Source organism: Streptomyces sp. NPDC059567, assembly GCF_042735655.1.
Taxonomy (GTDB): Bacteria; Actinomycetota; Actinomycetes; order Streptomycetales; family Streptomycetaceae; genus Streptomyces.
This window is the reverse complement of the sequence record NZ_JBHWBS010000005.1, coordinates 115,507-133,513: the sequence shown is the minus strand read 5'-3', so window position 1 is coordinate 133,513 and position 18,007 is coordinate 115,507. Positions and strand designations below refer to the sequence as shown.

General features: G+C 70.8%; 20 protein-coding genes. 12 read left to right on the top strand and 8 right to left on the bottom strand.

Annotated features, from left to right (window positions below):
• Positions 1-13: 13 nt before the first annotated feature.
• The gene (mshD, locus tag ACFVZW_RS04755) at positions 14-940 is read right to left on the bottom strand and encodes a mycothiol synthase (RefSeq protein WP_384516708.1); all 927 of its coding nucleotides are present in this window, start codon (positions 938-940) and stop codon (positions 14-16) included.
• Between the two features lie 131 nt (positions 941-1,071).
• Here mshD and ACFVZW_RS04750 point away from each other — a divergent pair, with 131 nt between their 5' ends.
• Positions 1,072-2,871 (top strand): bifunctional metallophosphatase/5'-nucleotidase, encoded by a 1,800-nt coding sequence (locus tag ACFVZW_RS04750; RefSeq protein ID WP_384516705.1) that lies wholly within the window; start codon positions 1,072-1,074, stop codon positions 2,869-2,871.
• Between the two features lie 109 nt (positions 2,872-2,980).
• A complete protein-coding gene (locus ACFVZW_RS04745; protein ID WP_384516703.1) occupies positions 2,981-3,832 on the top strand; it encodes a phosphatidylinositol-specific phospholipase C in 852 nt (283 codons plus the stop codon).
• Here ACFVZW_RS04745 and ACFVZW_RS04740 read toward each other — a convergent pair.
• From ACFVZW_RS04740 to ACFVZW_RS04720, 5 genes are all read right to left on the bottom strand, one after another.
• Positions 3,797-5,224: a sensor histidine kinase gene (locus ACFVZW_RS04740; protein ID WP_384516700.1), complete on the bottom strand. Its 1,428-nt coding sequence runs from the start codon at positions 5,222-5,224 to the stop codon at positions 3,797-3,799. The two genes, ACFVZW_RS04745 and ACFVZW_RS04740, sit on opposite strands and share 36 nt — an antisense overlap.
• The gene (locus ACFVZW_RS04735; protein WP_384516698.1) at positions 5,221-5,946 is read right to left on the bottom strand and encodes a response regulator transcription factor; all 726 of its coding nucleotides are present in this window, start codon (positions 5,944-5,946) and stop codon (positions 5,221-5,223) included. The genes ACFVZW_RS04740 and ACFVZW_RS04735 overlap by 4 nt, the downstream gene beginning before the upstream one ends.
• A 20-nt stretch (positions 5,947-5,966) precedes the next feature.
• Positions 5,967-7,025: a S1C family serine protease gene (locus ACFVZW_RS04730; RefSeq protein WP_384516695.1), complete on the bottom strand. Its 1,059-nt coding sequence runs from the start codon at positions 7,023-7,025 to the stop codon at positions 5,967-5,969.
• Positions 7,026-7,298: 273 nt separating this feature from the next.
• Complete coding sequence (locus ACFVZW_RS04725) at positions 7,299-8,321, bottom strand: LacI family DNA-binding transcriptional regulator (RefSeq protein ID WP_329118004.1); 1,023 nt, start codon at positions 8,319-8,321, stop codon at positions 7,299-7,301.
• Positions 8,322-8,345: 24 nt separating this feature from the next.
• Positions 8,346-9,143 (bottom strand): response regulator transcription factor, encoded by a 798-nt coding sequence (locus ACFVZW_RS04720; protein WP_383549665.1) that lies wholly within the window; start codon positions 9,141-9,143, stop codon positions 8,346-8,348.
• 226 nt (positions 9,144-9,369) lie between these two features.
• Here ACFVZW_RS04720 and ACFVZW_RS04715 point away from each other — a divergent pair, with 226 nt between their 5' ends.
• The 7 genes from ACFVZW_RS04715 to ACFVZW_RS04685 all read left to right on the top strand — a co-directional run bounded on the left by ACFVZW_RS04715 (position 9,370) and on the right by ACFVZW_RS04685 (position 13,958).
• Entirely contained in the window at positions 9,370-10,173 is an 804-nt protein-coding gene (locus ACFVZW_RS04715; RefSeq protein WP_384516691.1) for an alpha/beta hydrolase, read from the top strand.
• A 45-nt stretch (positions 10,174-10,218) separates the two neighbouring features.
• Complete coding sequence (locus ACFVZW_RS04710) at positions 10,219-10,473, top strand: MoaD/ThiS family protein (RefSeq protein WP_329117999.1); 255 nt, start codon at positions 10,219-10,221, stop codon at positions 10,471-10,473.
• 10 nt (positions 10,474-10,483) lie between these two features.
• Positions 10,484-11,578: a hypothetical protein gene (locus ACFVZW_RS04705; protein WP_384516688.1), complete on the top strand. Its 1,095-nt coding sequence runs from the start codon at positions 10,484-10,486 to the stop codon at positions 11,576-11,578.
• A 90-nt stretch (positions 11,579-11,668) separates the two neighbouring features.
• A complete protein-coding gene (locus ACFVZW_RS04700) occupies positions 11,669-12,358 on the top strand; it encodes a DUF2993 domain-containing protein (RefSeq protein WP_384516686.1) in 690 nt (229 codons plus the stop codon).
• Positions 12,359-12,553: 195 nt separating this feature from the next.
• A complete protein-coding gene (locus ACFVZW_RS04695; RefSeq protein ID WP_352021666.1) occupies positions 12,554-12,634 on the top strand; it encodes an Ms5788A family Cys-rich leader peptide in 81 nt (26 codons plus the stop codon).
• 149 nt (positions 12,635-12,783) lie between these two features.
• Positions 12,784-13,623: a sulfurtransferase gene (locus ACFVZW_RS04690; protein ID WP_384516683.1), complete on the top strand. Its 840-nt coding sequence runs from the start codon at positions 12,784-12,786 to the stop codon at positions 13,621-13,623.
• A 47-nt stretch (positions 13,624-13,670) separates the two neighbouring features.
• A complete protein-coding gene (locus ACFVZW_RS04685; protein WP_073819964.1) occupies positions 13,671-13,958 on the top strand; it encodes a DUF1416 domain-containing protein in 288 nt (95 codons plus the stop codon).
• Positions 13,959-14,098: 140 nt separating this feature from the next.
• Here the strand turns inward: ACFVZW_RS04685 and ACFVZW_RS04680 are convergent, their stop codons facing one another.
• Complete coding sequence (locus tag ACFVZW_RS04680) at positions 14,099-15,085, bottom strand: glycosyltransferase (protein ID WP_384516680.1); 987 nt, start codon at positions 15,083-15,085, stop codon at positions 14,099-14,101.
• Between the two features lie 112 nt (positions 15,086-15,197).
• On the opposite strand from ACFVZW_RS04680, the gene ACFVZW_RS04675 reads away from it, so the two are divergent.
• The 3 genes from ACFVZW_RS04675 to ACFVZW_RS04665 all read left to right on the top strand — a co-directional run bounded on the left by ACFVZW_RS04675 (position 15,198) and on the right by ACFVZW_RS04665 (position 17,546).
• Positions 15,198-15,662, top strand: a complete 465-nt coding sequence (locus ACFVZW_RS04675; protein WP_376433122.1) for a GtrA family protein — start codon at positions 15,198-15,200, stop codon at positions 15,660-15,662.
• A gap of 144 nt (positions 15,663-15,806) precedes the next feature.
• Positions 15,807-17,270 carry a hypothetical protein gene (locus tag ACFVZW_RS04670; protein WP_384516678.1) on the top strand — a complete coding sequence of 488 codons (1,464 nt, stop codon included), beginning with the start codon at positions 15,807-15,809 and terminating at the stop codon, positions 17,268-17,270.
• A gap of 9 nt (positions 17,271-17,279) precedes the next feature.
• On the top strand, positions 17,280-17,546 hold the full coding sequence (locus tag ACFVZW_RS04665; protein ID WP_384516675.1) for a DUF3099 domain-containing protein: 267 nt from the start codon (positions 17,280-17,282) through the stop codon (positions 17,544-17,546).
• Positions 17,547-17,587: 41 nt separating this feature from the next.
• Here the strand turns inward: ACFVZW_RS04665 and ACFVZW_RS04660 are convergent, their stop codons facing one another.
• A complete protein-coding gene (locus tag ACFVZW_RS04660) occupies positions 17,588-17,950 on the bottom strand; it encodes a DsrE family protein (protein ID WP_137994334.1) in 363 nt (120 codons plus the stop codon).
• Positions 17,951-18,007: the final 57 nt, after the last annotated feature.

Sequence of the window (18,007 nt, the reverse complement as noted above, 5' to 3'; positions counted from 1 at the left end):
TCTCACGGGGTGTTCAGGACTCCGTGCGGTACATCAGGTCCACCTCGTGGGTGACGAAGCCGAGCCGCTCGTACACCGTCACCGCCGCCGTGTTGTCCGCGTCCACGTAGAGCATCGCCGTCGGCAGTGCCTGGGCCGCCAGGTGCCGCAGCCCGATCGCCGTGAGCGCCTTGCCGAGGCCGCTGCCCTGGGCCTCGGGCAGGATCCCGACCACGTACACCTCGCCGAGCTGCTCCTCGGCATGCGTCTTCGTCCAGTGGAAGCCGATCAGGCGCCCGTCCTTCTCCGCGAGGAAGAAGCCCTTCGGGTCGAACCACGGCTCGGCCATGCGGTCGTCCAGGTCCCGCTGGGTGAGCGAGCCCTGCTCGGGGTGGTGGGCGAAGGCGGCCGCGTTCACGGCGAGCCACGCCGTATCGTCCTGGCCGGGCATGAACGTACGGACCGTGACGCCCTCGGGCAGCACCGGCTCGGGGATGTCGAGCGGCACCAACGGGCGGCGCAGCTGGCGCAGTTCGCGGAAGAGGGTCAGTCCGAGTACCTGGGCCAGATGCCGGGCCGCCGACTTCCCGCCGTGCGCCCAGACCCGCAGCCGCTTGCCCGAGGCGGCGAGCAGCGCCGCCCCCAGCGCCCGCCCGTGCCCGCGGCCGCGGTGCGAGGGGTGGACGACCAGCTCCGCGGCCGGGGCCTCCACGGGATCGGTGTCCTCCAGCTGGGCGTAGCCGTAGAGGTGCGATCCGACGGTGAGCAGGAAGTGCCGTACGCCCTCGCGACTGCCGTGCCGCAGATAGAGCCGCCCCTGCTCGGACACGGCATGCACTCCGTCGGTGCGGTCGGCCGCCTCCAGCAGGTCGAGGACGTCCTGGACCTGTTCGGGGGAGAGCTCGTCGAGGGTGAGGATCTGCCGTCCGGGTTCAAGGGCCGGCGCCGGGTCAGGAGTCATGTCCCGAGCCTACGGAATCAACTCAGTTGTAACCCGGTACCCCCTGTTGCGCTACGCGCGTTGACTCTAGGCTGCGCTGGCACAGCAGCAGTCGAACAGCGCCGCAAAAGGGGCGAGGGGACAGGGGAGCGATGTCAGCGACACCGAAGAAGAAGAGGACGGCGCGGCGGATTCTCGCCGTGGGCGCGGGGCTCGCCACCGTCGGCGCGCTCGTCGCCGCGCTGCCCGCGGGCGCCTCGGGGACCAAGGGCGGGGGCAACCACGGGCGCTACGTCGACGTCCAACTGCTCTCCTTCAACGACCTGCACGGGAACCTGGAGCCGCCGACCGGCTCGGCCGGGCGGCTCACCCACACCAACCCGGACGGCACCACCAAGACCATCGACGCCGGTGGCGTCGAGTACCTGGCCACGCACCTGCGCCAGGCCCGTGAGGGCAACCGGTACTCCGTCACCGCCGCCGCCGGCGACATGATCGGCGCCTCCCCGCTGGTCTCCGGGCTCTTCCACGACGAGCCGACCATCGAGGCGCTCAACCGGCTGAAGCTCGACGTCAGCTCGGTCGGCAACCACGAGTTCGACGAGGGCGCCAAGGAGCTGGCCCGGATCCAGAACGGCGGCTGTCACCCGACCGCCGGCTGCTTCGAGGAGGGCAAGCGGTTCCGGGGCGCGAACTTCCCGTACCTCGCGGCCAACGTGACGAACGAGAAGAGCGGCAAGCCGCTGCTCGACCCGTACTTCGTCTGGGAGCGCAACGGCGTCAAGATCGGCTTCATCGGCGTGACCCTGGAGGGCACGGCCAACATCGTCTCCGCCGAGGGCATCAAGGGCCTGAAGTTCGGCGACGAGATCGAGACGATCAACAAGTACACCAAGGTGCTGGAGCGCAAGGGCGTCAAGTCGATCGTCGCCCTGCTGCACGAGGGCGGCGCGCCGGCCTCGGGCTCGTACAACTACAACTGCGACAGCCCAGGCCCCGGTGACGGCATCTCCGGCCCGATCGTCGACATCGCGAAGAACGTCAGCCCGCAGGTCGACGCGCTGGTCACGGGCCACACCCACCAGGCGTACGCGTGCACGATCCCGGACCCGGCGGGCAAGCCGCGCACGGTCACCTCGGCGGCCTCGTTCGGCAAGCTCTACACCGACACGACGCTCACCTACGACCGTCGTTCCAAGGACATCGTCCGTACGGCCGTCGCCTCCGCGAACCACGTCGTCACCCGTGACGTGCCGAAGGCCGCGGACATGACCCGGCTGATCACCCGCTGGAACGCGCTGGCCGCGCCGATCGCGAGCCGTCCCGTCGGCTACATCTCCGGCGACGTCGACAACCCGTTCGACGCGCCCGAGAAGCCGCTGGGCAACCTGATCGCCGACGCGCAGCTGGAGGGCATGGCCCCGGCCGACAAGGGCGGCGCGCAGCTGGCGCTGATGAACCCGGGCGGCGTCCGCGCGCCCCTGGTCCACAAGGCGTCCGGCGCCGAGGGCGACGGGGTCGTGACCTACGGCGAGGCGTACACCGTCCAGCCGTTCACCAACATGATGACGGCGGTCGACCTGACCGGCGCCCAGCTCGTCACCGCGCTCCAGCAGCAGGTCAGCGGCGCCAACCAGGCGGCCCCGAAGATCCTCCAGGTCTCGAAGGGCTTCACCTACACCCTGGACATGACGAAGACCGGCGCCGACCGGATCGTGACGTCCTCGGTGAAGCTGAACGGCGAGGCGATCGACCCGTCGAAGACCTACCGGGTCGCGATGAACGAGTTCCTGGCCGGTGGCGGTGACGGCTTCGCCGTCCTGAAGGAGCACAAGAACAAGCTGGTCGGCGCGTCCGACCTGGACCTGTTCACCGCCTACCTGACGGCCCACTCCACCGCGAGCGCCCCGCTGGCCCCGCCGGCGACGGGCCGGATCACGGTCGTGAAGTAACTCCGTACGTCCGAGGGGGCGGTGGACCGTTCGACGGTCCGCCGCCCTCCGCTTTTCCCGGACGCGCCCCTCTGGCGCGTGATGACGCGTACACGTCATACTCCGGCGCATGGACCGAAGAAGCTTTCTCGCGGGAGCCGCGGCAGCGGGTGCCGTCCTCCTGGTCGGCGCCCCGTCCGCGCGGGCGGCCACGACCCAGGACTGGATGGCCGGCCACGGCGACCCCACCCCGCTCCAGAAGCTCACCATCCCCGGCACCCACGACTCCGGCGCCCGCTTCGGCGGCCCCTGGTCCGAGTGCCAGAACACCACCATCGCGCAGCAGCTCGCCGCCGGAATCAGGTTCCTCGACATACGCTGCCGGGTCACCGGCGGCTCCTTCGCCATCCACCACGGCGCGTCCTACCAGAACATGATGTTCGGCGACGTCCTCATCGCCTGCCGCGACTTCCTGGCCGCCCACCCGTCCGAGACCGTCCTGATGCGGGTCAAGCAGGAGTACTCCTCGGACTCCGACGCCACCTTCCGCGCCATCTTCGACGACTACCTGAACAACCGCGGCTGGCGCTCGCTGTTCCGCATCGGCGACACCGTTCCCACCCTGGGCGAGGCCCGCGGCAAGGTCGTCCTCATCGCCGACAACGGCGGCCTGCCCGGCCTCAAATGGTGGGACGGCGGAGCCATCGCGATCCAGGACGACTGGAACGCCCTGCCGAACGCCAAGTACCCCAAGATCGAGGCTCACTTCCGCACGGCCGTCGAGCAGCCGGGCAAGCTGTACATCAACTTCGTCAGCACGTCCGCGTCCCTGCCGCCACGCTGGAACTCCGACAACCTCAACCCCCGCGTCCACGGCTTCCTGGACGGCACGGCCAACACCTGGAAGGGCCTCGGCATCACCGTCCTGGACTTCCCGAACACCCGCTCAGGACTCGTCGAGTCCCTCATCCGCCACAACTGACGGCGGCGGGGTCGGCGCGCCCGGCAGGCGGAGCGTCGCCGCCGTGCCGCCGTCCTCCGGCGCCGTCAGGGTCACCGTGCCGCCTGCCTGCTGGACCGTACGGGCCACGATCGAGAGGCCCAGGCCCGAGCCCGGGAGGCTGCGGGCCGAGGGGGAGCGCCAGAAGCGGTCGAAGACGTGGGGGAGTTCCTCGGGCGCGATCCCGGGGCCGTGGTCGCGGACCGTCAGCTCGCCGCGCATCAGGGACACCTCGACCGTGCCCCCGGCCGGCGAGAACTTCACCGCGTTGTCCAGCACGTTCACCAGCGCCCGCTCGAGAGCCGCCGGTTCCGCCCGGACGTACCAGGGCGCCAGGTCCGTGACGAAGGTCAGCTCGGGGCCGCGCAGCCGCGCCCGGTCGAGGGCCGACCGCAGGATCGTATGGAGCGGTACGACCTCCAGCGGGCCCGGCTGCACCGCGTCCGGGCGGGCCAGCTCCTGGAGGTCGCCGATCAGCGCCGCCAGCTCCGTCATCTGCGCCTTCACCGAGGCCATCAGCGCCCGCCGGTCCTCGGGCGGCAGGGCGCGGCCGGTCTGCTCGCTGCGGGCGAGCAGCTCGACGTTGGTGCGCAGCGAGGTCAGCGGCGTCCGCAGCTCGTGGCCCGCGTCCGCGATCAGCTGCGCCTGACGGTCCCGGGAGACGGCCAGCGCGGCCGTCATCGCGTTGAAGGAGCGCGAGAGCCGGGCGATCTCGTCCTCGCCCTCGACCGGGATGCGCACCGTCAGGTCCTCGGTCGCGGCCACGTGCTCGACCGCGCCCGTCAGCCGGTCCACCGGCTCCAGACCGGTCCGCGCCACCCACAGCCCGGCCGCCCCGGCGCCGACGACACCGATCCCGGAGACCAGCAGCAGCACCCAGGCGAGCGTGGACATCGAGCGGTCGATCTCGTACAGCGGACGGGCGACCGAGACCGCGACCGGCTGGTTGGCGATCGACACGGGGTAGGAGTAGACGCGCATCTCCGTGCCGTTCTCGGCGTTCGTGGTGTGCAGGGCGAACGGCCGCTCGCCCCGCGCGACGGCGAGGTCCCCGGCCTGGGCGGGGATGGGGGAGGTGCCCAGCGTGCAGAGGTCGCCGGTGACGGTGACGATCTGCAGGGTCTGCGCGGGTCCGGCCGGCACCGGACGGTTCTCGGCCCCCGGGGCGCAGGAGCCCAGCAGCATCCGCGCCTGGTCGTCCGTGAGCCGGGTCTCGCGCAGCGAGGAGTCCAGCTCCGCCTCCAACTGCGCCCGCGTCACGAACCAGCAGGCCAGTGATACCGCCGCCACCGCCACGGCGACCGCCGTCGCCGTCAGGAGCGCCAGCCGGGACCGCAGCGGCCGCGACCGGAACCACGCCAGGGGACCGCTCACTCCGGGCCTCCGCCGCGCAGGACGTACCCCACGCCCCGCACCGTGTGCACCAGGCGCGGCTCACCGCCCGCCTCCGTCTTGCGGCGCAGATACATCACGTACACGTCCAGGGAGTTCGAGCTCGGTTCGAAGTCGAAGCCCCACACAGCCTTCAGGATCTGCTCCCGCGTCAGCACCTGGCGCGGGTGCGCCAGGAACATCTCCAGGAGCGTGAACTCCGTCCGCGTCAGCTCCACCGGCCGCCCGGCCCGCGTCACCTCGCGGGTCGCCAGGTCCATCCGCAGATCGCCGAAGCTCAGCACATCGCCCTCGGGCTGCGCTTCGACGGCGCTCGCGTACGAGCTGCGGCGCAGCAGGGCCCGGATCCTCGCGAACAGCTCGTCCAGCTCGAAGGGCTTCACCAGATAGTCGTCGGCGCCCGCGTCGAGCCCCGTCACCCGGTCGCCGACCGTGTCCCGGGCCGTGAGCATCAGGATCGGCACGGTCGAACCGGAGGCCCGGATGCGCCGGGCCGCCGTCAGGCCGTCCATGCGCGGCATCTGGATGTCGAGGACCACGAGATCGGGGGCGTACGACTCCATCCGGGAGAGGGCGTCGACGCCGTCGACGGCCTCCTCGGTCCCGTACCCCTCGAAGGCGAGACTGCGCCGCAGCGCCTCCCGCACGGCGGGCTCGTCGTCGACGATGAGGATGCGGTCGCCTTCATTCACCGGGCCAGTCATGGGGCCAGCCTCGCACGTGTTCAGTTGCCGTCGCCGGACCGGAGGTTGTCCAGGTCGGCCTTGAGGGTGTCGACCGGGATGGCGAATCCGAGGCCGACGCTGCCGGCCGAAGAACCGCTCGACGCGCTGGGCGAATACATGGCCGAATTGATCCCGATGATCTCGCCGTTCATATTGATCAGCGCGCCGCCGGAATTCCCCGGGTTGAGCGAGGCGTCGGTCTGGATCGCCTTGTACGTCGTCTTCGACGAGCCGGTGTCGCCGTTGAACTGCTGCCCGCCGAACTCGAAGGGCCAGCCCTGCCGCGGGTCGTACTGCTGCTGCTGGTCCTGGCCTTCGTCCTTGGCCACGGTCACATCGCGGTCGAGGGCGGAGACGATGCCGCTGGTGACGGTGCCGGTCAGGCCCTCGGGGGAGCCGATCGCCACGACCTGGTCGCCGACCTTGACGTCGTCGGAGTCGCCGAGCGTGGCCGCCTTCAGGCCGGACGCGCCCTCCAGCTTGATCAGCGCCAGGTCCTTGTCGGGGTCCGTGCCGACGACCTTCGCCGCGTACGACTTGCCGTTGGACAGCTGCACGCTGATCTCGGAGGCGCCGGAGATCACGTGGTTGTTGGTGACGATCTCGCCGTCGCCGGTGATGATCACGCCGGAGCCGGTGGACTTGCCGGACGTCGAGGTCGCGGAGATCTCCACGATCGACGGGGAGACGGCCTCGGCGACGCCGGCGACCGTGCCCTTGCTGCTCGCGGAGACGTTCGTCCCGCTCACGCCGGAGGCACGCGCGGTGTCGTCCGCGGTGAGCTGCTGGACCAGCGTCGCGGTGCCGCCGCCGACGGCGGCCGCGGCGATCGCCACGGCCACGAGGAGCCCGACGCCCCGCTTGGCGCGGCGGCGCGGCTCGGGGGCGGCATGGGCGGGACCGGCGGCGGGAGGCCCGACCGGGGGCGGCACATGCCCACCGGACGGCCAGATCGTGGTGCCCGGCTCCGTCGTGACCGGCTGCGTCGGGTCGTACGGGGGCCGCGGGGGCTGCGGTGGGTAGTACGGCTGCTGCTGCGGCTGCTGGTAGTCCGTCATGGAGAAGACTCTCGGAGCAGTTCATGAGAGCTTCCTGAGGGCGGTCTGAGAAGCCCGACAGAACCCTGTATGCCCGATATAAAGTGCGGGGTCTTGTGGTGGGCGCCGGCAGGGGCCGTGGTGGTTGCTGTGGGTGGTGGGTGTACTCGGGCGGACCGCACGGGGTCTTGTGGTGGGCGCCGAGGCCCCGCCCTGGGCTTGACGCCCGCCCTGGGCTTGACGCCCGCCCTGGGCTTGACGCCCGCCCTGGGCTTGAGGTGCGGCCCCGGAGGCTCAGCCGCAGCCGCAGGAGCGGCGGACGATCAGGGCCGAGGGGAACTGCTTCACCCGCTCGCGCTTCGAACCGGCCACCCGCAGCGAGTCGTCCAGGACCAGATCCACCGCCGCCCGGGCCATCGCCGGGCGGTCGGAGGAGATCGTGGTGAGCGGCGGATCCGTGAGGGCCGCCTCCTTGACGTCGTCGAAGCCCGCCACGGCCAGCTCCGTCGGCACGTCGATGCGCAGCTCGCGGGCGGCGCGCAGCACACCGAAGGCCTGGTCGTCGGTGGAGCAGAAGATGGCCGGCGGCCTGTCCGGGCCGGAGAGGATCTTCAGGGCGATCTGATAGGCGTCGTAGCGGTTGTACGGAGCCTCGAAGAGCCGGCCCTCGATCGAGCGGCCGGCCTCCAGCATCGCGCGGCGCCAGCCCTCCTCGTGGTCCGCGACCGGGTCGCCGACCGCCGGAGTGTTCGGGATGCCGCCGAGGCAGGCCACGTACGGGTGTCCGTGCTCCAGGAGGTGCCGGGTGGCGAGCTGGGCGCCGCCGATGTCGTCCGTGACGACGGCGACGTCGTCCAGCGCCTCGGGCCGCTCGTGCAGCAGCACCACGCGCGCGTCCCAGGCCTCGATCTCGCTCGCGGCCCGCTCGCTCATGCCCTGGCTGACCAGGATCAGCCCGGAGACCCGCATCCCGAGGAAGGCGCGCAGATAGTGCACCTCGCGCTCGTCGCGGTAGTCCGAATTGCCGACCAGGACCATCTTCCCGCGCTCGGCGGCGGCCTGCTCCACGGCGTGCGCCATCTCCGCGAAGAACGGCTGGCGCGCGTCCGGGACGATCATGCCTATGAGGTCCGTGCGGCGGGACGCCATCGCCTGGGCCACCCGGTCGGGGCGGTAGCCCAGCTCCTTGATGGCTGCGAGTACACGCTCGCGCGTGGCCGGGGCAACCGGCCGGGGTCCGTTGTTGATGACGTAACTCACGACCGCGGTCGAAGTACCCGCCAGTCGCGCTACGTCATCCCGCGTCACCTTGGCCACGCGCGGCAGTCTACGCGGGGTGACCTACCTACCGGCAGGTCGCACTGTGGCTTCCACCACGTTCCGGTCCTCCGCCGGGGTGACATCGCGCGCTGCTTCCTTGACTCGGGCCTCTTCCTTCGCCCGTGCCTCCTCGGCGGCCCGCTCCACCTTCTCGGGGGTGACGAAGCGGTAGCCGACGTTGCGGACGGTGCCGATCAGCGACTCGTGCTCGGGGCCGAGCTTCGCCCGCAGACGCCGTACGTGGACGTCCACCGTTCGGGTGCCGCCGAAGTAGTCGTACCCCCATACCTCCTGGAGGAGCTGGGCGCGGGTGAAGACCCGGCCCGGGTGCTGCGCGAGGTACTTCAGGAGCTCGAACTCCTTGAAGGTCAGGTCCAGGACCCGGCCCTTGAGCTTGGCGCTGTACGTCGCCTCGTCCACCGAGAGATCACCGTTGCGGATCTCCATCGGGGAGTCGTCGGAGACGATCTGCTGGCGGCCCATCGCGAGCCGCAGCCGGGCCTCGACCTCGGCCGGTCCCGCGGTGTCCAGGAGGACGTCGTCGATGCCCCAGTCGGCGGTGACGGCCGCGAGACCGCCCTCCGTGACGACGAGGATCAGCGGGCAGCCCGGCCCGGTGGAGCGGAGCAGCTGACAGAGGCTGCGCACCTGCGGGAGGTCGCGCCTGCCGTCGATCAGGATGACGTCCGCGCCGGGGGTGTCCACGAGGGCGGGGCCCTCGGCGGGAGCCACGCGCACGTTGTGCAGCAGCAGGCCGAGTGCGGGAAGCACCTCGGTCGACGGCTGGAGTGCGTTGGTGAGGAGCAGCAGTGAGCTCATCGAGCCCTCCCTGCTTCGGTGCCCTGTCGGTCGTGCTTCGTTCGCTCGTCCATGACGTCGGTTCCTCCTCGGTCCCTGCGAGGACTACGGCACTGCTTCGTACGCATCACTGCTGGCTCTCGCGCCCTGAGAGCTTTTGTTCATCCGGTCGTAACAACGGTCGGTAAACACAAAAGGACCCGGGGGCTGCGTTGCCCGGATCCTCATGCCAAGCAGAATAGCCCACATGACTTCCGAGGCTGAGGGTCGATTTCACATCGTGGATGTTTCCTCGATCACTTCCGGCTCCCAGCGTGCCACTTTGCGCACCGACGACGGTGTCCGTATCGAGGCTGTTTACGAACCGTATACGCGGGGTGTCACCGATACGGCCGTCGTCCTCGCCCACGGCTTCACCGGCTCGGCCGACCGGCCCGCCGTCCGCCGTGCGGCGAAGGCGCTCGCCGAGCACGCGGCCGTCGTCACCTTCTCCTTCCGGGGGCACGGCCGTTCGGGTGGTCGCTCCACCGTCGGCGACCGGGAGGTCCTCGATCTCGCGGCCGCGGTGCGCTGGGCCCGGGAGCGGGGCCACGCGCGCGTGGTGACCGTCGGCTTCTCCATGGGCGGCTCGATCGTCCTGCGCCACGCGGCCCTGGAGCGGGACACGGGCGGGCACAGCGACGCGGTCGCCGCCGTCAGCGCGCCCGCCCGCTGGTACTACCGGGGTACGCCCTCGATGCGACGGGTCCACTGGGTGATCACCCGCCCGATGGGCCGGCTGGTCGGCCGCTACGGGCTCGGCACCCGGATCGACAACCGCGACTGGGATCCCGTGCCGCTGTCGCCGGTCGAGGCGGTCCCGATGATCGCGCCGACCCCGCTGCTGATCGTGCACGGCGACCGCGACCCGTACTTCCCGGTCGACCACCCGCGGATGCTGGCGGCGGCCGGCGAGTGCGAGCTGTGGCTGGAGCGCGGCATGGGACACGCCGAGAACGCGGCGGGCGAGGAGCTGCTCGGCCGACTGGGGGACTGGCTCACCCGCCGATAGCCCATCATGGACAGCGGCGCGCACACGAACGAAGGGAGCGCCGCTATGGCAGCGGGAACCATCCGCTACTGGGCCGCGGCCAAGGCCGCCGCCGGTGTCGCCGAGGAGCCGTACACCGCCGGGACCCTGGCCGAGGCGCTGGAGACGGCCCGCGAGAAGCACCCGGGCGAGCTCGTCCGGGTACTCCAGCGGTGTTCGTTCCTCGTCGACGGTGACCCCGTCGGGACCCGTGCCCATGAGACGGTACGGCTTGCCGAGGGCGGCACGGTCGAGGTGCTCCCGCCGTTCGCAGGAGGGTGAACCGCACAGCATGAGCAGCGATCAGCAGCAGCCGTACGATCCGGGCCGCGACCCGTACGCGGGTCAGCAGCCGTACGGGCAGCAGCAGGGCCGGCAGGAGTACGGCCGGCAGCAGTACGGACAGCAGTACCAGGACCCCCACGTCACGCAGACGTGGGAGGGCCAGACCTGGGACACCCAGTACCAGCCCGTCGTCCAGCCCTTCGCCGCGGACGCCGCGTACCTGCCTCCGCAGCCCGCCGCGCAGGCCCTGCCGCCCGAGGCGCCGGTCGCCCACGGGGAGCCGGCCGCCGGGCCCGCGACCGCGGCGCCCGAGTACTCCGCCCCCACCACCGGCGGCAACGCCCGGATCACCGACGCCCAGCGCGCCAGGGCCGAGGGCCGCTCGCCGATCATCGAGCCGGGGATGCAGCCGGCCGCCCTCACCGCGGTCCTCGGCGTCCTGCTCGCCGCCGGCGCGGCGGTCGGCCCGTACGCGCTGCTCGTGCCGCTCGTGCTGCTCCAGGCCGTCACCGCCGCCGGCTGGTTCCGGCTCAACGGCATGTGGCCGGCCCGGCAGGGCATCGCCCTCGCCTTCGCCGGCGGCCTGACCGCCGATGTGGCGCTGCTCGCCGCCGGCCGGGAGAACGCCCCGGCCGCGATCATCGGCACCCTCGGCGTCTGGGTGCTGCTCACCCTCGTCCTCCAGCTGCGCAGCCACGCCGACCCCGACGAGCGCATGTACGGCCTGATGGCGACCGTCGCGTCGGCCGCGCTGGCCATCGTGGCCACCGGGCACCTCGGTGCCGCCCCGGACGCCGTGGTCGTCGGCGGGGTCGCGGTCGCCGCCGCCGTCCTCGCCCGGGCGCTCCCGCTGCCCGGCGCGGCCTCCGTCGTCGTGGCGCTCCTCGCCGCCGCGGGCGCCGGCATCGCGGCCGGCGGGTTCACCGGCCTGGGCGCCTCCGGGGCTCTGCTCGGCCTCGGTGCCGGGGTGTGCGCGCTGGTCGGGCTGCGGGCCGCGAGCTATGACTACCCGTCCCGCTTCGTCCACATGACCGCGGGCGTCGCGCTTCCGCTGACGGCCGCCGCGCCCGCCGTCTACCTGCTGGGCCGTGCGCTCGCGTAGCGCTTCTCACGAGCCCGAGGGAACCATCCGGCCCTCCGACACGTCGATCTTCGTGTCGGGGGGCCGGAGACTTTCTTGGGGGGACAGCTCGTGCGAGCACTGCGCGTACTGCTGATCGTGGCCGTCGTGCTCGGCGGGATCTTCGTCGGTCTCGACCGTCTGGCGGTCAATTACGCGGAGTCGGAGGCCGCCGACCGGGTGCGGCTCGGCCCGGCCCGCTCCGGATCGACCGATGTCGACATCAAGGGCTTCCCGTTCCTGACCCAGGTCATGGACCAGCGTCTCGACGAGGTCGACGTGAAGCTGACCGGCGTCGAGGCCACGGCCGGGGGCCGGAAGATCCGGATCGGCGAGTTGTCCGCCGCGTTCCACGACGTGACGCTGAACGGCGACTACACGAGCGCCCGCGCGGGCAGTGTCAGCGGGACCGCGCTGATCTCGTACGAGGACCTAGCCGCGGCCTCCGAGCGCGAGGTGAAGGTCGCCTACGGCGGCAACGGCAAGCTGAAGGTCACGGGCGGGGTCAAGATCCTGGGCCGTACGGTCACCAAGAGCGTCGTCTCGACGGTGACGCTCGTCGACGGGGACACGATCCGGGTGCGGGCCGACAAGGTGCCCGGCGACGGCATCCCCGGCCTCGAGGACCTCGTCCGCAAGCGCACCGACTTCGACCGGGAGATCGGTGGACTGCCGGCGGGCATGAAGCTGGAGAAGGTCGAGGCCCGCGAGGACGGCCTGGCCGTCGCCGTGACCGGCAAGGACGTCGTGCTGGCGGGCTGATCCGCCCCTCGACCGCTCCTTCTCCACATGGTGAGACGGTCCCGTCCGATCCGTAGAAGCAGAACCGGGACGCCCCGGTCCGGACCGGGGCCGCGACCCGTTTCCACGTGATCACGTCTCGCATCTCGGACGATCGCGTCTCAAAATACGACACACCGGTGACACGGCCGCCTGTCCGTCCCTACGATCGTGGGCATGAAGCGACAGGCGGAACTCACGAAGCGGCGGGCAGTAGACCTGTGCCGCGTCGCCGCCATGCTCTGTCGCTCCGTCTGAGCGGGACGCCCGATTCCCGTATTCCTCAGGCCCTTCGACGAACCGTCGGGGCCACCCCGTGTAGCCGTACGCGACCTCGTACACGCGATGACGCGTACCCGCACCACCCTGCACCACACCGCCGAACACTGCCCCGGAGGAGAAACAGCATGAGCCGCAGCGACGTCCTGGTAGACGCCGGCTGGGTCGAGGCGAACCTCGACAACCCGCAGGTGGCCGTCGTCGAGGTCGACGAGGACACCTCGGCGTACGAGAAGAACCACATCCGCAACGCGATCCGGATCGACTGGACCAAGGACCTGCAGGACCCGGTCCGCCGTGACTTCATCGACCAGGAGGGCTTCGAGAAGCTCCTCTCGGCCAAGGGCATCGCGAACGACACCACGGTCGTCCTCTACGGCGGCAACAACAACTGGTTCGCCTCCTACGCCTACTGGTACTTCAAGCTCTACGGCCACCAGGACGTCAAGCTCCTGGACGGCGGCCGCAAGAAGTGGGAGCTCGACTCCCGCGACCTCGTCGCCGAGGTCCCGGCCCGCCCGGCCACCGAGTACAAGGCCAAGGCCCAGGACACCTCGATCCGCGCCTTCCGCGACGACGTCGTGTCCGCGATCGGCGCCCAGAACCTGGTCGACGTGCGTTCGCCCGACGAGTTCTCCGGCAAGCTGCTCGCCCCGGCCCACCTCCCGCAGGAGCAGTCGCAGCGCCCCGGCCACGTGCCGAGCGCCCGCAACATCCCGTGGTCGAAGAACGCCAACGACGACGGCACCTTCAAGTCGGACGACGAGCTCAAGGCCCTCTACGAGGACGAGCAGGTCGACCTGGCGAAGGACACCATCGCCTACTGCCGCATCGGTGAGCGCTCCGCGCTGACCTGGTTCGTGCTGCACGAGCTGCTCGGTGTCGAGAACGTCAAGAACTACGACGGCTCGTGGACCGAGTACGGCTCCCTCGTCGGTGTGCCGATCGAGCTCGGCGCCAACAAGTAAGTCTCCGGACCCCTCCCCGGACCTCCCCGACCGTAAGGACAGAAGACATGTGCGGTGCGCAGCCCGGCGGCCCCGACGCCTCGACGATCAAGCCCGGTGAGACCACCATCCAGGGCTTCGTGACCAAGGACGGCCAGCCCGTCACCGGTTACGTCCGCCTCCTGGACTCGACCGGCGAGTTCACCGCGGAGGTCCCGACCTCCGCCACCGGCCAGTTCCGCTTCTACGCGGCCGAGGGCACCTGGACCGTGCGCGCCCTGGTTCCCGGCGGCACCGCCGACCGTCAGGTCGTGGCCCAGCAGGGTGGTCTCGCGGAGGTCGCCATCGCGGTGTGACGCCGCGACGCGAACAGGCCGAAGGGCCGCACCTTCCGGGGGTTGGACGCCACCGAACCATCAGGTGCGGCCCTTCGTGCCGAACGGAACAGCCCCCGCCGGGTACGCCCGGCGGGGGCTGTTCCGTATGTCACGGGGAACTACGAGCGGGCCAGCGTGTCTTCCTGCTCGCGCGGCGTCTTGTCCAGGTCGAAGCCCTTGGTGGAGCGGCTCGGCGCCGGGTACGCGAGGTGGGCGAGACGGGACTGCTCCTGGCGCAGGTGCATGAACGACTCGAGGATGTACCCCACCAGCAGCACGAGCACCGCGATGGTCATGATCGCCGCGGCGAGGATGGCCGTCGGGAAGCGCGGCACCTCGCCCGTGTTGATGTAGTCGACGATGACCGGCGTGCCGAGGCCCAGCGAGACGAGGGCGAGCAGGCCCGCGAGCACGCTGTGGAAGAGCGAGGGGCGCTGACGACGGGCCAGGCCGAGGATCATCTTGAGGATGCGCCAGCCGTCCCGGTAGGTGCGCAGCTTGCTCTCGCTGCCGGCCGGGCGGTCCTTGAAGTCGACGGGCAGTTCCGCCGTGGGGAGCCGCAGGTTGAGCGCGTGGACCGTCATCTCGGTCTCGGTCTCGAACTCGTGCGACAGGGCCGGGAAGGACTTGATGTAGCGGCGCGAGAAGACGCGGTAACCGCTCAGCATGTCGGTGACGTCGTTGCCGAAGAGCGTACGGACGGCGCCCGTCAGCATCTTGTTGCCGACGGCGTGACCCGGACGGTACGCACCCTCGACCGTCTCGCGACGGGCACCGACGACGTGGTCGTAGGGGCCCTCGAAGAGCAGGTCGACCAGATCGCCGGCACGCGACGCGTCGTAGGTGTCGTCGCCGTCGATGATCAGCAGCGCGTCCGCGTCGACGTCGGCGAAGGCGCGACGGATGACGTTGCCCTTGCCCTTGCGCTTCTCGTGCCGCACGATCGCGCCGGCCTCGAGGGCGACTTCCACCGTGCGGTCGGTCGAGGCGTTGTCGTAGACGTATATCTCGGCCTCGGGCAGCGCTGCCCGGAGATCACGGACCACCTTGCCAATGGCCGCCTCCTCGTTGTAGCAGGGGACGACGCAGGCGATCGTGGGTCTCATCTGTTGATCCTTTAGACTTGTGGAATCCCCACGAGGCGATGGGGGCATCCAGAGACCACGAGTGGTCATGGGTGGAGTCACGTGAGAATACCCTGCGGCTAGGCTCCTTTTCATGTCCGATCAACTGTCCCTCCGCCTCCGCCTGCGTGACGTCATCCGCGGCCTGTGGCGGGAAGTCGCCAAGTTCGGGGTCGTCGGGGCCGTCGCCTTCGTCGTGGACGCCGGCGGCTTCAATCTGCTCGTCTTCGGCCTTCCGGGGGTCGGCGACGGGCCCATGGCGTCCATGCCGGTCCTGGCATCGGTGGTCGCCACGGCGGCGGCGATGGTGGTCGGCTGGATAGGCAACCGCCACTGGACCTACCGTGACCAGCGCTCGGAGACGTCGTCGCGCGAGGTCGTCGTCTTCGTCCTCGTGAACCTCGCCGGGATCGTGATCACGGCCGCCCCGGTCTATCTGTCGCGTGCGCTGGGGTTCGACTCGGCGCTGACCGACAACATCACCCGGCTCTTCGGCTGGGCCGTGGCCACGCTGGTCCGGTTCGTCGTCTACCGGCGCTATGTGTTCCAGGCGGCGTAACGCCTCGGAGTGCCTGATGGAGCCCGGTCAAGGCAGCTCCTCCGCGTTCACCTGATGGGCGTTCGGTGCGTGCGGCGTGTTGACCTTGTGCTGTTAGGCTCCCGCCTCATGACACCTGAGCGACCCGTGCGACCGATCTCGCGGATGTGGTCAAATCTGTCGGATCGTCCGCTCTGGCCCTGGGGTCTCGCCGCCATCGCCGCGTTCTGCGGCTGGGGCACGGCCATGCTGTTCTCCCCCGGTTACCTGAGCCTCGACAGCGTCGACCAGCTCCAGCAGGCGCTGGGCAAGACGCCCGTGACGGACTGGCACCCGCCCGTGATGGCCCTGCTGTGGCGGGCGCTCATCGACGTGACGGGCAGCCCCGGCGCCATGGCCGCCCTCCAGTCCGCCGTCCTGTGGGCGGCGCTGTGGGTCATCGCCTGGCGGGTCTGGGCGCGCACCGGCAACCGTGGCGGCTCCCTCGCGATCCTCGCCATCGGACTGGCCCCGCACATCATCACCTTCACCGGTGTGGTGTGGAAGGACGTCCAGATGGCGTTCGCCCTCCTCGCCGCCTGCGCGATCGCCTTCGTCGCCCGTGATCTGCCGGCCGACCGCACCGTCACGCGCTGGCTGCTGCTGGCGCTCGGGGCGATCCTCATCACCTACGCGATCCTGGCCCGCAAGAACGCGCTGCTGGCCGGCGTCCCGGTCTTCTACCTGCTCGTACGCTCCCTGTGGCCCACGCCCGGACGGCGGAAGTGGCTGATCTCGGCGGGAGCCCTGCTCGCCACCGCGGCCGTGGCGAGCGGAGTCGTCTCCTCCGTCGCGAAGCCGCTGGAGACCCGCCAGTTCTCGCAGATCCTGCTCGACGACCTGGTGCACGTCCTGACCGTGGAGGAGGTGCGGGCGGCGGCCGGGAAGGCGGCGACGTCGCCGGACTTCCAGGAGGCCATGGTCACCACGACCAAGCGGTGCACGCCCGAGAAGAACCTGTCCGACGCCTACTGGCGCTGCTACCCGCGCGACACGTCCCTGGGTCTGACCGAGCTGGGTCGGCACGCGGACGAGCTGACCGACATGTGGATCAGCGAGATCCCGGGCCATCTGCCCGAGTACGCCCAGTACCGCCTTCAGGTCTTCTCCAAGGTGCTGTTCCAGGGCCGGTACACGTACCAGGACGGAACCATCGCGGACGCGCCCGGAATCGGTGAGCCGGTGGAGCGGCGCACGCAGATCCTCAAGTACTACGTCGTCGGCATGGGCGAGGACCTCCCGATGATCTTCGCGGGCTGGTTCTGGCTGGCCGTCGCGCTCACGCTGACCTTCAAGCCGGGCCGCGGGCAGTACGCGATGCCGGTCCGCGTCCTGGGCATCAGCTCGGCGCTGTACATCGCCGGCTACCTGCCGACGGTGCCCGCGGGCGACTTCCGGTACTTCTACTGGCCCGCTCTCGCCGGCACGCTCGCCCTGCTGCTGGTCTGGCTGGGGCGGAAGGCGGCGACGGGCTCCGGCCAGGCGGACGCCACCGCGACGGAGGCGGCTCCCGTCCCCCTGCGCAAGCGGGACGGCGACGACGCGGCCGCGGCTCCCGCCGAGCTGTCAGTGGCCGACGCCCGGTCGTAATCTGAAGGTATGTACGCGCGACGGCGCCACGTCTACTTCTGGATGATGGGCATCTGCCTGGTGCTCTTCGTCGGGGCGTGGGCCGTCGTGCGGCTCTTCTCGATGCCGGTCGCCATCGGGATGTGCGTGGTCGCCATGGTCATCCCGCCGATCGCCGCGATGGTCGCGAACCGGCGGGGGCCCGAGGACCGCTGGTGGGACGCCCCGTCCGGGGACCCGCAGTCCGACGAGTGGTGGGACGAGCTCGACGGCAAGAAGCGCCACGACGACCGCTGAGCGCGTGGCGCCTCGGGGCCCGATTACGGGAGAACCCCGACTCAGTAGACGAGCGCCTGGGTGCCGTCCGTCATGGCCTCCTGGACGAAGACCTGCGCGCCGGCGATCCGTACGCCCTCCAGGACGTCCTTCTCCGTGATCTCGCGGCGCGCCGCGCACTGGGTGCAGAGCGTGATCCGCCCCGCCGCCAGGATCGAGTCGATGAGGTCCGGCAGCGGCGCGGCATGCGGCAGCTCGAACTCGGCCGCGCGCCCCGGGAGCGCGAACCACGAGGACTCGCCCGTCAGCCAGAGCGAGACCTCGACGCCGCTCGCCACGGCGACCGCGGCCACGGTGAAGGCCTGGGAGCAGCGTTCGGGGGCGTCGGCCCCGGCGGTCACCTTGATCACGAGCTTCTTCGCCATATACCGAACTGTAATGCGGACCACTGCAACCCCATGCATCACTCACGGGTCAGTTGG